This is a genomic window from Sphingobium sufflavum (assembly GCF_021403115.1).
GTDB lineage: Bacteria > Pseudomonadota > Alphaproteobacteria > Sphingomonadales > Sphingomonadaceae > Sphingobium > Sphingobium sufflavum.
In genome coordinates this window covers 37,856-50,766 of sequence record NZ_JAJSSH010000021.1, presented here as the reverse complement: position 1 = coordinate 50,766, position 12,911 = coordinate 37,856, and the positions used below count along the sequence as shown (strand labels likewise).

Below are 12,911 nucleotides of genomic sequence, written 5' to 3'. Positions count from 1 at the left end.
GCGGCATAGACATAGCTGAGGTCGGCATGGCCGTCGCCGCGACGCGAGGGCGTGCCCACCGCGATGAACACCGCGTCCGCGCCCGCCACCGCCGACGCGATGTCGGTCGTGAAGGACAGCCGACCCGCCGCCGCATTGCCCGCCACCAGATGATCCAGCCCCGGCTCGAAAATCGGGATCTGCCCCGCCTTCAGCGCCGCGATCTTGCGGTCGTCCTTGTCCACGCAGATCACGTCATGACCGAAATCCGCAAAACAGGCCCCGGACACAAGGCCAACATAGCCCGAACCAATCATCGTGATTCTCATGAAGGACCGCTCCGTCGATTAAGATCATCAGGACGCGCCGCCAGCTTTCATTGCGGCACGATATGTGAATACAGAGGCCATGCTCTCCAACAATAATCTTTAAGTTCGATTACAGCGCGCAGCAAAAGATCCGCGAGAGGCAGCGCGACGACCGCCATGATCGCAACTGGACTCGGCGAGTCGCCATCCCTACATGCAGCGGCATGACACGTCCCTTTGCCAAGATGCACGGCCTCGGTAATGATTTCGTGGTGATCGACGAGCGGACCAGCCCGCTGGCGATGCCCCCTGCCCTTGCCCGCGCCATTGCCGACCGGCGTAGCGGGGTGGGCTGCGACCAGCTCATCCTGATCGGCGCGTCGGACAAGGGCGATGTCGCCATGCGCATCTTCAACAGCGACGGCAGCGAGGTCGAGGCCTGCGGCAACGCCACCCGCTGCGTGCCCCTGTTCGTCGGGCGCGACGTCATCGTGGAGACGAAGGCCGGCCTGCTCGACGCCCGTCATGCGGGTGACGGGGCCAGCGTGGACATGGGCGCGCCGCGCCTCGATTGGGACGCCATCCCGCTGGCCTATGCCATGGACACGCTGACCATGGCGGCGAGCTGGGAGGATCTGCCCGCCCCCGCCGCCGTCAATGTCGGCAACCCGCATGTCATCTTCTTCGTGGACGATCTGGACGCGGTGGACATCGAACGGCTCGGCCCGCTGATCGAGACGGACCCGCTCTTCCCCGCGCGCGTCAACGTCAATTTCGCCCAGCGGCTGAGCAAGACGCATATCCGGCTGATCGTCTGGGAACGCGGTGCGGGCCTCACCCGCGCCTGCGGCACCGGCGCCTGCGCCACCGCCGTCGCCGCGATCCGGCGCAAGCTGTGCACCGGTCCCGTCACCGTTACCCTGCCCGGCGGCGACCTTGTCATCGACTGGCGGCCCGGCGGCACCATCCAGATGACCGGCCCCGCCACCCATGTCTTCGACGGCACCATAGACCTTGCCGCGCTGGGCGATCCGGGTCGGCCGGGTTGACCGCGCCGGAGATCATCACCCTCGGCTGCCGCCTCAATATCGCGGAAAGCTCCGCCATGGCGGAACTGGCGGGGGATGCCGACGACCTCATCATCGTCAACAGTTGCGCGGTCACGGCGGAGGCGGTGCGCCAGACCCGGCAAGCGATCCGCAAGGCGCGCCGCCGCCGTCCCGATGCACGGCTGATCGTCACCGGCTGCGCGGCCCAGACCGACCCCGCCATGTTCACCGCCATGCCGGAAGTCGACCGGGTGCTGGGCAACCGGGAAAAGCTGCTCGCCGACGGCTTCGGGCGCGAGACGGGGCCGAAGGCGCAGGTGGCCGACATCATGACCGTCCGCGACGTGGCGCCCCACATGGCCAGCGCCTATTCGGACCGGACGCGCGGCTTTGTCGTCGTCCAGAACGGCTGCGATCATCGCTGCACCTTCTGCATCATCCCCTATGGCCGCGGGCCAAGCATCTCCGTGCCCGCCGGGGCCGTGGTCGATCAAGTCCGGCGGCTGGTCGACACCGGCATAGCGGAGATCGTCATCACCGGCGTCGACGTCACCAGCTATGGCCATGACCTGCCCGGCACCCCCACACTGGGCCTGCTGGTCGAGCGCATCCTGAAAGGCGTGCCGGATCTGCCCCGCCTGCGCCTCTCCTCCCTCGACGGGGTCGAGATTGACGAGCGCCTGTTCGACCTGCTGACCGGCGAGGCTCGCGTCATGCCCCATGTCCACCTCTCGCTCCAGGCGGGCGACGACATGATCCTGAAGCGGATGAAGCGCCGCCACAGCCGGTCGCAGGCGGTGGACCTCGTCGCCCGCCTGCACGAACGCCGCCCGGATATCGCCATCGGGGCGGACATCATCGCGGGCTTCCCCACCGAGGATGCGGCGATGTTCGACAACAGCCTCTCCCTCGTCGCGGACTGCCGCATCGTCCATGGCCATATCTTCCCCTATTCGCCGCGCACCGGCACCCCCGCGACGCGCATGCCACCGGTCGCCCCGCCCATAGTCCGAGAGCGTGCAGCCCGCCTGCGCGCCGCCTGCGCGGAGCAGCGAACTGCATGGCTCACCCGCCAAATAGGCGACCGGGTCGAGGTGCTGGTCGAACGCAGCGGCAACCATGGCCATGCCGCCAACTTCGCGCCAGTCCGCCTGTCCGCACCCGCCCAGCCGGGGAAAATCGTTAGCGCGCGCGTCACGGGACTTGAGGCGGACGGGCTGATCGCGCAAGAGAGCGGCCATGACTGACCCCGACACGCCCAACCGATCCTGGCGCGACAAGCTGTTCGGCGGCCTGCGCCGCACGTCCGACCGTCTGGGCGAGAATATCACGGGCCTGTTCAACAAGGCCGCGCTGGACGATCAGACCCTCGACGAGATCGAAGAGGCGCTGATCGTCACCGACCTCGGCCCGCGCATGGCCGCACGCATCCGCGAACGGCTGGCGGAGGGGCGCTACAACCGCGAACTGACCGAGGATTATCTGCGCGAGATCATCGCGGAAGAAATCGAAAAAGTGCTGGCGCCAGTCGCCAAGCCGCTCGAAATCGATGCCTTCCCGCGCCCGCATGTCATCCTCGTCATCGGCGTTAACGGCTCCGGCAAGACCACGACCATCGCCAAGCTGGCGCATCTGCTGCAGGAACAGGACTATAGCGTGATGCTGGCGGCGGGCGACACCTTCCGCGCCGCCGCCATTGGCCAGCTCAAAGTCTGGGCCGACCGCATCGGCGTGCCCCTCGTCTCCGGCCGGGAAGGCGGCGACGCAGCCGGTCTGGTCTATGAGGCGGTCAAACAGGCAACCGCCGTCGGCACCGACGTGCTGATCGTGGACACGGCGGGCCGTCTCCAGAACAAGCGGGAACTGATGGACGAACTGGACAAGATCCGGCGCGTGCTGGGCCGGCTGAACCCCGATGCGCCGCATGACATTGTCCTCGTCCTCGACGCGACGACGGGCCAGAACGCCCTCAATCAGATCGACGTTTTCCGCGATGTCGCAAAGGTCACGGGGCTTGTCATGACCAAGCTGGACGGCACCGCGCGCGGCGGCGTGCTGGTCGCGGCCGCAGACACCCAGGGCCTGCCCATCCACGCCATCGGCGTGGGCGAGACCATCGACGACCTGCGCCCCTTCGACCCCGCCGAACTGGCGCGGGCCATTGCCGGGGTGGCCTATGCCCGCTGATCCCACCGATATGCACAGCGAGGATAAGGCGATGCAGACGCCCACCGATGGCGCGCCCGTCATCGCACCCGTGCCCGCGAAGCAGGAAAGCTGGCTGCCGCTGGCGCTCGACTTCGGCCCTTTGCTGATCTTCTTCGTCGCCTATAAAATCGTCGGCATGATCGTCGGCACCGCCGCCTTCATGGCCGCCATCGCGGTTGCAGTGCTGGTGTCGAAGGTGAAGCTGGGCAAAGTTTCGCCCATGCTGTGGCTCTCCGCCATCCTCGTGCTCTTCTTCGGGTCGCTCACCATCTATTTCCGGGACGAGCGGTTCATCCAGATCAAGCCGACCATCATCTACAGCTTCTTCGCCGTCATGCTGCTGGGCGGCTGGCTGCGCGGAAAGCCGTTGCTGAAATATCTGCTCGGGGCGGCCTATAAGGGGCTGACCGAACAGGGATGGCTCAAGCTGTCACGCAACTGGGGCTTTTTCTTCATCGGCATGGCCGCCGCGAACGAGGCCATGCGCGCATCGCTGTCCTTCGACAACTGGCTGTCGGTCAAGGTCTGGGGCATCACCATCGTCTCCATGCTCTTTGCCGTCGCGAACGTGCCGATGCTGCTGCGCAACGGGCTGGATCTGGGCGAGGACAAGGGGCAATAGACCGCCTTCCCTTCGCAGCCGCCAAGAACAGATAATCAGGAGAGATGCCGGATGGACAAGTCCGACCGAGCCAGTCGCCCGAACGACGCACGCAATGACGGGCGCCCCACGCTTCCCGCCGCCGCCCTGCTGTTCTTTCGCCAATTTCTCGCCTCGCCCAAATCGGTCGGGTCGATCATCCCAACCTCGCAGGCCGCGATCGACGCGCTGCTCGACCCCATCGATTGGAGCGCCTGCCGCACCTTCGTCGAATATGGACCGGGGACAGGCGTTTTCACGCGCAGCATCCTCGCCCGCGCCCATCCCGACCTGCTGCTGATCGCCATCGACCCCAATCCGGTGTTCGTGGAGCATCTGCGCACCCGGATGCCCGACCCACGGCTGAAAGCGGTGGAGGGATCGGCGGCGGACGTGGAGGCGATCCTCGCCGCGCATGGCCGGACGCAGGCGGACTATATCCTCTCCGGCCTGCCCTTCTCCACCCTGCCCCCCGGCGTGGGCGAGACGATCATCGCCGCGACGGAACGAGCGGTGGCCCCCGGCGGCGCATTCCTCGTCTATCAATATTCGCTGTTCGTCCTGCCCTGGCTCAAAGCCCGTTTCGCGCGCGTGGACGTGGGCCGCGAATGGCGCTGCATCCCGCCCGCCCGGCTGATGCGCGCGCGCAAGCCAGCGGGAGCGGACATTGTCGAGGAGCGGGCGGTCAGCGCGGCTCATTCCTGAAGTTCAGGCGGCGCGTGACCGTATAGTCGATCACGCCGACAATGAGATAGCTGACCAGCCAGCGCAGCCGCGCCACCGGCCCGGTCATCGCGCGATAGGCGGTCTCGTCGATGCGGCGGCTCTCCGCCTCCCGCCGCTCCACCAGCGCGCGCGCTACCGCCGCAAAGCCCGCATCCTCGATCCGCAGCATCAGTTCCACGTTCAGGAACAGGCTGCGCTTGTCGAAATTGGCCGACCCGACATAAACGATGTCGTCCACCACGATCAGCTTCATGTGCAGCTTGCACCGTTCATATTCATACAGGCGCATCCCCCGACGGATCATCCGCCCATACAGGTGCCGCGCCGCGCCGATGGTCATCAGATTGTCGGAGCGCAGCGGGACGATCAGCCGCGCATCGCCCCGCTCGCCGATCCGCATCATCCGCCGCAACATGCTGTGCCCCGGCGAGAAATAGGCCGCGATCATGTCCAGCCGCCGGGCATGCTGCAAATCCGCCTTCACCCGCCGCGCCCAACTGTTCAGCCGCACCGTCGGCCCGCCCATCAGCCATTGCAGCGATCCCGTCCCATGCCGCCAGTGCCGCACCAGCCGCCGCAGCGCGCGAAAGCCTTGCCGGCTGTCCAGCACCCAATGGGCCAGCCCGTCGAACCAGTGCTGGAGCGGCTCCACCGCCGGTCCCTCGACCAGCAGCGCCAGGTCGCACCAGCCCTCCGGGTCGCTGGCACCGGCGAAATAGCCGTCCTCGACATTATAGCCGCCGATCATCGCCCGGCGGCCGTCCGCGATCGCCATCTTCTGGTGGTTGCGGATCAGGTAGCGGGTGGACCGGCGCGTGCCGAACCGGCCGAAACGTCCGCCCGCATCCCGCAACGGCGTGAAGAACATGTCCGACGTGGCGGCCGACCCGAACCCGTCGATCATCAGCGTGACCGCGACCCCCCGCCCGCACGCCGCGATCAGCGCGTCCCGGACCAGCACCCCCGCCCCCTCGCCATGGAAGATATAGAAATAGAGGCACAGCTGCTCCCGCGCGCCCTCGATCAGGCCCAGCATCGCGGCCAGCCTCTCCGGCCCCGTCTCGATCAGGCTCAGCCCTGTGCCATCGACCGTCGCCGCCGGGTCAGGCGCGCGCGCATCCGTCGCCGCCACGCTGCCCGGCGTCATCCGATCCGACATGTCGGGATTCGCGGCCACATTCTCTCCCTGTTTCCTGCAATCACCCCGGACCGACCCATAGTGCGCCAGCCCCGGCCATTTGCCAACTGCTCCGGTCCGCGCGCTGTTCCGCCAAAAACTTGACTTGCTCCCTCACCGCTGCTAGCGGGTCGGACTTCCCGTCATCCCAGAATTTCAGGATCAGCATTATGGCGCGCGTTACCGTCGAGGATTGCATCGACAAGGTCACCAACCGGTTCGACCTGGTATTGCTGGCCGCCCAGCGTGCCCGCTCCATTTCGGGCGGTGCGGAACTGACCCTGGACCGTGACCGCGACAAGAACCCCGTCGTCGCCCTGCGCGAAATCGCGGAGGAGACCATCCTGCCGGACGATCTGAAGGCCGACCTGATCGGTTCGATGCAGAAGGTGCAGATCGACGACGACGATACGCCGGATGAGATCGGCTCGCTGGCCCGCTCGGCGGAGGCGCTGCGCCTCACCGCCGCGACACCGCCGCGCAACCATAATATCGGCGGCGATTACGAGGGCTGATCGCTCCCGTCATATTGACCGACCCATCGACGGCCCGCTCCCTGCACAGGTGAGCGGGCCGTTGCCGTTTGGGCGATGCGGGATGGAGATGGAACCCAACCGCGAACCTGTGATGGCCCGCGCGCCCACAAACGATAAGCCAATTGAGGCTTATCCGATCACCGCACGCCCCCTTCCCGAAACGGAAGCATCCACACCTGCTGCACGGCACAGGACAGACCCACGACCGAAATCAAGCCATCGCGCGTCTCTCCCGTCCCTTCAGCCCCGCATACCCACCGCCGTCCCGACAATCGGCAGACGCAGCGGCGCAAGGCGCAGAATCTGCGATTCCACGAACGGCGCGACGATCCGCCCGATCCGCTCCGCGCGGGTCGAGTGGATGGCAAGGTTGAAGAAGCAGTTGGCCACCACATCCGCCACCTGCACCCCTGCGGAGGCGCGGCTGTTGACCATCCGCACCACCCCGCAGCTATCCAGCAAGGTCGCCACGTCCACCCGCACCCGCTCCTGGATCAGCAGGTCATAGCGCCCCTCGTCCACCACGAAATTCGCGCATCCATCCGTTTCCGGCAGCCAGTCCTCGACCAGTTGCTTCAGCAGCGCCACATAGACATCCAGGTCACGCGGCAACGGCCTGTCGCCCAGCGCGGCGCGGTCCACCGCGCAAATGCGCGCCCGGCCACCGAACCGCTCCAGCAGCTCCAGCACCATCGCCCGTTCGATCAATTCGATACGGCTGCCCTTCAATTCGCCATGCAGGCCGCTGACCGCGCCAAACCGGGCCAGCAGCGCCTCGGCCGCATCCTCCTCTATCTCCACCCCCGCCATGGTCATCGCGCCCGCGGGCAGGCCGCCGCTTTCATCTATGTATATCGGCACGTCTTTTCCTTATCGAAACGATGCAGGCAGGATAAGGTAAGCATCCGGCCCACGCCAGACGAAGCCGAAAGGACGCGCAGATGGACGATCAGGAACAGGCAGACGGGCCAGAGCCATCGGCCCCGCCCCCGTCCTCGCCCAGCACCATCGCCCGGATCATTGGCGCCTGCATCGTGGCGAGCAGCGTCGCGCTCGGCATCTATTGGCTGATCGAGGCGGTACAGCCCAATGGTGGGCTGGTCAGTTTCAGCTTCCTGCTGTTCCTGCCCGCCGCTATCTGCGCCTTCCTCTCCTATGTCATCGACCCGCAGGGGCGGCGGACCGTTGGCTATTATCTCTCCATCCCGCTCTGGGTGCTGGGCGCAGTGGTGGCCATTTCCCTCGTCCTGCTGCGAGAGGGCGTGATCTGCGTCATCCTTCTCTCCCCCCTGTGGATGGTGTCCGGGCTGGCCGGGTCGCTGGCGACGTACAAGATGCGCAAGCGTATCCGAAACCGGCAGAGCTATTGTATCGCTATCCTCGCGCTGCCGCTGGTTGCGATGCAGGTCGAACCGCATATCCCCCTGCCTGCGGAAATGGCGGACGTTTCCCGGTCCATCGTCATCGCTGCGCCGCCGGAACGCATCTGGCCCATGCTGCGCGGCATCCCCGATGTCCGGCCAGACGAGGGCCGCTGGAACATCACGCAGGATGTCATCGGCGTGCCCCGCCCCCTCGGTGCGCGGCTGGTGGGCGAAGGCGTGGGGGCGGATCGCCATGCGGACTGGGGCCATCATGTCCGCTTCCGCGAACGGATCACCCACTGGGTTCCGGGGCGCGTCATCGCATGGCGCTTCCTCTTCGACGATGTTGCGGGCTGGGCCTATACGGACCGGCATCTGATGCCCAACTCCCCCTATTTCCGCGTGACCACCGGCGGCTACCAGATGCGCCCGGAAGGCGGCGGCCGCACCCGTCTGACCCTCTCCACCCAATATCGCATCCAGACGCCGGTCAACGCCTATTCCCGCCTGTGGGGCGAGCTGTTCCTCGGCGATCTGGAGAATAATCTGCTCGCCCTGATAAAAGCGCGGGCGGAGCAACACGCGGACGCTGGGCGGCCCACCGCCCTGTAAATTCTGATGAGACTGCGCTGGATGGCGAAAGACAATGAGGGCTGGCTATGCTCCTACTTTCGTCATCCCGGACTTGATCCCAGGCCCCGCTGCATGCCTTGATGCCCTCAGATCAGCGCCCTCCCCCCCGACCAAGTCGGGGATGACGGTGGGCTGCACTCAAAGATGACAGGCGCCTGTAAACCTCACTACGCCGGCAGGGTTGCGCTGCCTTTCACCACCCTGCCCACAAGCTGCCGCAGCGGCGTCACCGCATCACCCGCCGAACCCTGCCGTACGACCGCACGCAAACTATCAGCCCGAAACAAAAGGGGAGAGCCTCAGCCCTCCCCTCCTCTATCTGCTATCATATCGCATCAGGGCAGATCAGACACCCTGCGGCCTCGGATCGCCAAAGGGACCACTGCGCTTGCCGCCGCTCTTAGGGATCGACGTGCCGGTCACGGGCACCGCCGCAGGCCGCACGGAGCCGCCATCACGAACGATCTCGCCCCGCTCCAGCAACGCCTTGATCTCGTCACCCGACAGCGTCTCATATTCCAGCAACGCATTGGCCAGCAAGTGGAGCTGGCTCTCATGCTCCGACAGCAGGGACTTGGCGCGGTCATAGCCGCTGTCCACGATCCGGCGGATTTCCTTGTCGATCTGCTTCGCGGTCTCGTCCGACATATGGACGCGCTGGCTCTGCGAATAGCCGAGGAAGGTCTCGCCCTGCGGTTCTTCATATTGCAGCGGGCCGAGTTCGTCCGACATGCCCCATTGCGTGACCATGTCGCGGGCCAGCTTGGTCGCATATTGAATGTCGCCCGATGCGCCCGAACTTACCTTGTCATAGCCGAAGATGATCTCTTCCGCCACGCGGCCACCCATCGCCACGGCCAGGTTCGCGTGCATCTTGTCACGATGATAGCTGTAGCTGTCGCGTTCCGGCAGGCGCATCACCATGCCCAGCGCACGACCGCGCGGGATGATCGTCGCCTTATGGATCGGGTCGGACGCCGGTTCATGACAGGCGACGATGGCATGGCCCGCCTCATGATAGGCGGTCATCTTCTTCTCATCGTCGGTCATGACCATGGAGCGGCGCTCCGCACCCATCATCACCTTGTCCTTGGCCGCCTCGAATTCCGCCATGGCGACGAGGCGCTTGGAACGGCGCGCCGCCATCAGGGCCGCTTCGTTGACGAGATTGGCAAGGTCCGCGCCGGAGAAGCCGGGCGTACCGCGCGCGATAGTGCGGGCGTCCACGTCGGGCGCCAGCGGCACCTTCTTCATATGGACTTCCAGAATCTTGACACGGCCGTCGATGTCGGGACGGGGCACCACAACCTGACGGTCGAAGCGACCGGGACGCAGCAGCGCGGGGTCGAGCACGTCGGGACGGTTGGTCGCCGCGACGATGATGATCCCCTCATTGGCCTCGAAACCGTCCATCTCGACCAGAAGCTGGTTCAGCGTCTGCTCGCGCTCGTCATTGCCATTGCCGAGGCCCGCGCCGCGATGGCGGCCGACCGCGTCGATTTCATCGATGAAGACGATGCAGGGCGCGTTCTTCTTCGCCTGTTCGAACATGTCGCGCACGCGGCTCGCGCCGACGCCCACGAACATCTCGACGAAATCCGAACCGGAGATGGTGAAGAAGGGCACGCCCGCCTCACCCGCAATGGCGCGGGCCAGCAGCGTCTTGCCGGTGCCGGGCGAACCGACCAGCAGCGCGCCCTTGGGGATCTTGCCGCCCAGCCGTGCGAATTTCGTCGGGTCTTTCAGGAATTCGACGATTTCCTGCAATTCCTCGCGCGCCTCGTCGATACCGGCCACATCGTCGAAGGTGACGCGACCATGCTTTTCGGTCAGCAGCTTGGCCTTGGACTTGCCAAAGCCCATCGCGCCGGACGCACCGCCGCCCTTCTGCATCTGGCGCAGCACGAAGAAGGCGATGCCCAGGATCAGGACGAACGGCAGCGACTGATACAGCAGGATCATCCAGAAGCTGGGCTGCTCCTCCTTCTCGCCGCTATATTTGACGTTATTTTCATCGAGCAGCGTCGTCAGGCCGGGATCGGCGACGGGCACGGTCGAGAAACGCTGTGCATTGTCCAGCGTGCCGGTGATGCGGTCGGGCGCGATGGCCACTTCTTTCACCGCGCCATTGGCGACCTTTTGCCGGAAATCGGAATAGGCGATGGTCGTGCCGCCCTGCGTCGCAGTCCGGCTGTCGAACATCGTCACAAAGAGCAGCAGCGCGAGAATCACGCCCGCCCAGATAAGGGCGCTCTTAACCCAGGGATTGGCCTGCGGGTCCTTGTCGTCGTTCATGCTGTCTCTCTTTCACGACCCAAGATAGGCCGATTACGGCAAAGCGCAAGGCGAGCCATGGGTTCAGCCGCTGCGACGCGGCGGCGCTCGCCTTATCGTCCACACGCTTCCGCCCGTCGCCACGCACGCGCCGATGCTCAGCTTGCTACCATGGGAAAGTTGAAGAATTGCCCGCTCGATTTGTTCCCCGCGCGGTTCGGGCGCGTCGGGGGCCAGCGTGGCGACCATGCGGCGCAGGATACGGCGGCGATATTCGTGCGGCATAGCCGTATCGGTCAGCACCAGCGTATCGCCGCGCGCTGCGACATGGCGGAGGTAAAGCTGCTCCACGCTCCACTCGATGGCCGCCTCCGCGTCCGCCAGCGCCTGCGCGCTGCGCGACGCCGCCACCGGGTCCAGCCAGTCCACTCCCGCCAATATCCCGCGCAGCCGGGCGCGGTCGAAACGGTCGTCGGCATTGCTGGGATCGGTGACATGCGGGATGGCCCGCACCCGCACATGGGCCTCCAGCACCGCCTTGCGAACGCCCAGCAACGGGCGCAGCACTCGCCCCCGCCGCGCCCGGACCCCGGCAAGGCCGGACACGCCCGACGCCCGGTTGAGCCGCATGAGCATGGTTTCCAACTGATCGTCGGCATGATGGGCGGTCAGCAGCCAGTCGAGCGACCGGTCCGCCATCCAGCCATCCAGCAGCGCATAGCGCGCTGCCCGCGCCTGTGCCTGCACCGACCCGCCAATCGGCTCAGCGGGTCGCAACGTCCGGTGCGGGATGGCAAGGGTGGCGCACCATTCCGCCACCATCGCCGCCTCCGCCGTACCCTCTACGCGCAGGCCATGATCGACCGTCGCGGCCTCCACCTGCCCCGGCAGGACGGTCCCGGCCAGATCGAGCAACGCCAGGCTGTCCGGCCCGCCCGATACGGCCACGCCGAAACGCTCGCCTTCCCGCGGTGCACGGCCAAGCAAAGCAGCCAGCCCGCCCGAAAAAGCCCCGATCAGCGGATCGGACGCCTCATCCGGCGATAATTCCGGGAGGGGTTCAGGCACTGCATTTCGCGCGCGCCTTGCCCTTCTCCGCCTGCGTCTTCAGCTCAGGCCGCAGGGTCGCGCCATAGACATCGTTCAGTTCCTGATAGACCTTGCACGCATCGGGCAGCTTCTTGAGCTGGATCAGCGCCTCGCCCAGCCAGGTCAGGCTGTCGGCGGCACGGTCGCCCTTCGGACGCTTCTGGTAATTGTCATAGAAGGCGACGGACGCCAGCGCATATTTGCCATCGTCCAGATAGGCCCGGCCGAGCAGGTTGTGCGCGCGCGACGCGACACCGGTGGTTCCATATTTCTCCACCGTGGCCTTCAACTGCGCCTGCGCTTCGGGCAGGAATTTCGCGGACCACAGGCGATAGCCATAATTATAGGCGTCGTCGGCATCATTACCGGTTTCGGGCCGCTCGATGGCGGCGACGGCGGCCTTGCGGACTTCGTTCGCGCCGGACGCGGCGGCAGCGCCACCGGCTGCGGGCTTGGTCGCGGGTGTCGCTGGCTTGCCTGTGGCCACAGGCGCTGCTGGCTTGACGGCGGGCAGCACGTGCGCGGCGGCGGCGCTGCTGGCGCTGGCCGCCATGTCGGTCTTATATTGGGCGAACGCCTGCTCCAGTTGCCGCAGTTTAAAGCTGTTCTGCTCCACCTGCCCGGTCAGCGTCCGCAATTGCTCCTCCACCGCCGACACCCGGCCGCTGAGGTCGGTCACCGGCGACGACGCTGGCGATCCGGGGGCAGCCACCGTGCCGGTCGGGATCGTCACCTGCGGCTGGAAATATTTGCCCGCGCCGTCGGGAAAGACCTTGCGCTGGACCGCCCGCATTTCCTGTTCCAGACGGCCGACGCGGCCCTCCACGCTCGTCTGGGCCAGCGCCCCGGCGGACGGCAACAGCATCAGCGCCATCATGGGCAGCGCGACTATGGGCAAACGCATCAATCTTCTCCGGCGAAACAGGCG

Annotated in this window: 13 protein-coding genes; 7 read left to right on the top strand and 6 right to left on the bottom strand. The window is 66.2% G+C overall.

The window, feature by feature from the left end:
• Positions 1 to 308, bottom strand: a 308-nt coding sequence (locus LWE61_RS19790; protein WP_234150808.1) for a 3-hydroxyacyl-CoA dehydrogenase NAD-binding domain-containing protein, incomplete at its 3' end; no start/stop codon positions are given.
• A gap of 203 nt (positions 309 to 511) precedes the next feature.
• Between LWE61_RS19790 and dapF the strand changes: the two genes are divergently transcribed.
• The 5 genes from dapF to LWE61_RS19765 are packed head-to-tail and all read left to right on the top strand — an operon-like array spanning position 512 to position 4,889.
• Positions 512 to 1,336 carry a diaminopimelate epimerase gene (gene dapF, locus LWE61_RS19785; RefSeq protein WP_234152370.1) on the top strand — a complete coding sequence of 275 codons (825 nt, stop codon included), beginning with the start codon at positions 512 to 514 and terminating at the stop codon, positions 1,334 to 1,336.
• Complete coding sequence (gene mtaB, locus LWE61_RS19780) at positions 1,333 to 2,583, top strand: tRNA (N(6)-L-threonylcarbamoyladenosine(37)-C(2))-methylthiotransferase MtaB (protein WP_234152369.1); 1,251 nt, start codon at positions 1,333 to 1,335, stop codon at positions 2,581 to 2,583. Before dapF ends, mtaB begins: the two co-directional genes overlap by 4 nt.
• Positions 2,576 to 3,523, top strand: a complete 948-nt coding sequence (gene ftsY, locus LWE61_RS19775; RefSeq protein WP_234152368.1) for a signal recognition particle-docking protein FtsY — start codon at positions 2,576 to 2,578, stop codon at positions 3,521 to 3,523. Before mtaB ends, ftsY begins: the two co-directional genes overlap by 8 nt.
• A 31-nt stretch (positions 3,524 to 3,554) precedes the next feature.
• Positions 3,555 to 4,166, top strand: coding sequence for a septation protein IspZ (gene ispZ / locus LWE61_RS19770; RefSeq protein WP_234152367.1), 612 nt, complete (start codon positions 3,555 to 3,557; stop codon positions 4,164 to 4,166).
• A 51-nt stretch (positions 4,167 to 4,217) separates the two neighbouring features.
• The gene (locus LWE61_RS19765; RefSeq protein WP_234152366.1) at positions 4,218 to 4,889 is read left to right on the top strand and encodes a class I SAM-dependent methyltransferase; all 672 of its coding nucleotides are present in this window, start codon (positions 4,218 to 4,220) and stop codon (positions 4,887 to 4,889) included.
• On the opposite strand, the gene LWE61_RS19760 is transcribed toward LWE61_RS19765, so the two are convergent.
• Complete coding sequence (locus tag LWE61_RS19760; protein WP_267961930.1) at positions 4,870 to 6,057, bottom strand: phospholipase D-like domain-containing protein; 1,188 nt, start codon at positions 6,055 to 6,057, stop codon at positions 4,870 to 4,872. The genes LWE61_RS19765 and LWE61_RS19760 overlap by 20 nt on opposite strands.
• 200 nt (positions 6,058 to 6,257) lie before the next feature.
• Between LWE61_RS19760 and rpoZ the strand changes: the two genes are divergently transcribed.
• Positions 6,258 to 6,602 carry a DNA-directed RNA polymerase subunit omega gene (gene rpoZ / locus LWE61_RS19755; protein ID WP_234152364.1) on the top strand — a complete coding sequence of 115 codons (345 nt, stop codon included), beginning with the start codon at positions 6,258 to 6,260 and terminating at the stop codon, positions 6,600 to 6,602.
• A 261-nt stretch (positions 6,603 to 6,863) separates the two neighbouring features.
• Here the strand turns inward: rpoZ and LWE61_RS19750 are convergent, their stop codons facing one another.
• A complete protein-coding gene (locus LWE61_RS19750) occupies positions 6,864 to 7,484 on the bottom strand; it encodes a DUF3800 domain-containing protein (protein WP_234152363.1) in 621 nt (206 codons plus the stop codon).
• An 80-nt stretch (positions 7,485 to 7,564) separates the two neighbouring features.
• Between LWE61_RS19750 and LWE61_RS19745 the strand changes: the two genes are divergently transcribed.
• Positions 7,565 to 8,599, top strand: a complete 1,035-nt coding sequence (locus LWE61_RS19745) for an SRPBCC family protein (RefSeq protein WP_234152362.1) — start codon at positions 7,565 to 7,567, stop codon at positions 8,597 to 8,599.
• 366 nt (positions 8,600 to 8,965) lie between these two features.
• Here the strand turns inward: LWE61_RS19745 and ftsH are convergent, their stop codons facing one another.
• The 3 genes from ftsH to LWE61_RS19730 form a co-directional block, all read right to left on the bottom strand.
• On the bottom strand, positions 8,966 to 10,915 hold the full coding sequence (ftsH, locus tag LWE61_RS19740; protein ID WP_234152361.1) for an ATP-dependent zinc metalloprotease FtsH: 1,950 nt from the start codon (positions 10,913 to 10,915) through the stop codon (positions 8,966 to 8,968).
• Positions 10,916 to 10,978: 63 nt separating this feature from the next.
• Positions 10,979 to 11,911 (bottom strand): tRNA lysidine(34) synthetase TilS, encoded by a 933-nt coding sequence (gene tilS / locus LWE61_RS19735; RefSeq protein ID WP_407696274.1) that lies wholly within the window; start codon positions 11,909 to 11,911, stop codon positions 10,979 to 10,981.
• 43 nt (positions 11,912 to 11,954) lie between these two features.
• Complete coding sequence (locus LWE61_RS19730; RefSeq protein WP_234152359.1) at positions 11,955 to 12,887, bottom strand: tetratricopeptide repeat protein; 933 nt, start codon at positions 12,885 to 12,887, stop codon at positions 11,955 to 11,957.
• Between the last annotated feature and the right edge of the window lie 24 nt (positions 12,888 to 12,911).

What these genes read in the sequence shown, in the direction of transcription:
- dapF (WP_234152370.1), top strand. Translation starts at nt 512, where the DNA reads ATGACACGTCCCTTTGCCAAGATGCACGGCCTCGGTAATGATTTCGTG.
- ftsY (WP_234152368.1), top strand. Translation starts at nt 2,576, where the DNA reads ATGACTGACCCCGACACGCCCAACCGATCCTGGCGCGACAAGCTGTTC.
- ispZ (WP_234152367.1), top strand. Translation starts at nt 3,555, where the DNA reads ATGCAGACGCCCACCGATGGCGCGCCCGTCATCGCACCCGTGCCCGCG.
- LWE61_RS19765 (WP_234152366.1), top strand. Translation starts at nt 4,218, where the DNA reads ATGGACAAGTCCGACCGAGCCAGTCGCCCGAACGACGCACGCAATGAC.
- LWE61_RS19760 (WP_267961930.1), bottom strand. Translation starts at nt 6,057, where the DNA reads ATGACGCCGGGCAGCGTGGCGGCGACGGATGCGCGCGCGCCTGACCCG.
- rpoZ (WP_234152364.1), top strand. Translation starts at nt 6,258, where the DNA reads ATGGCGCGCGTTACCGTCGAGGATTGCATCGACAAGGTCACCAACCGG.
- LWE61_RS19745 (WP_234152362.1), top strand. Translation starts at nt 7,565, where the DNA reads ATGGACGATCAGGAACAGGCAGACGGGCCAGAGCCATCGGCCCCGCCC.
- ftsH (WP_234152361.1), bottom strand. Translation starts at nt 10,915, where the DNA reads ATGAACGACGACAAGGACCCGCAGGCCAATCCCTGGGTTAAGAGCGCC.
- LWE61_RS19730 (WP_234152359.1), bottom strand. Translation starts at nt 12,887, where the DNA reads ATGCGTTTGCCCATAGTCGCGCTGCCCATGATGGCGCTGATGCTGTTG.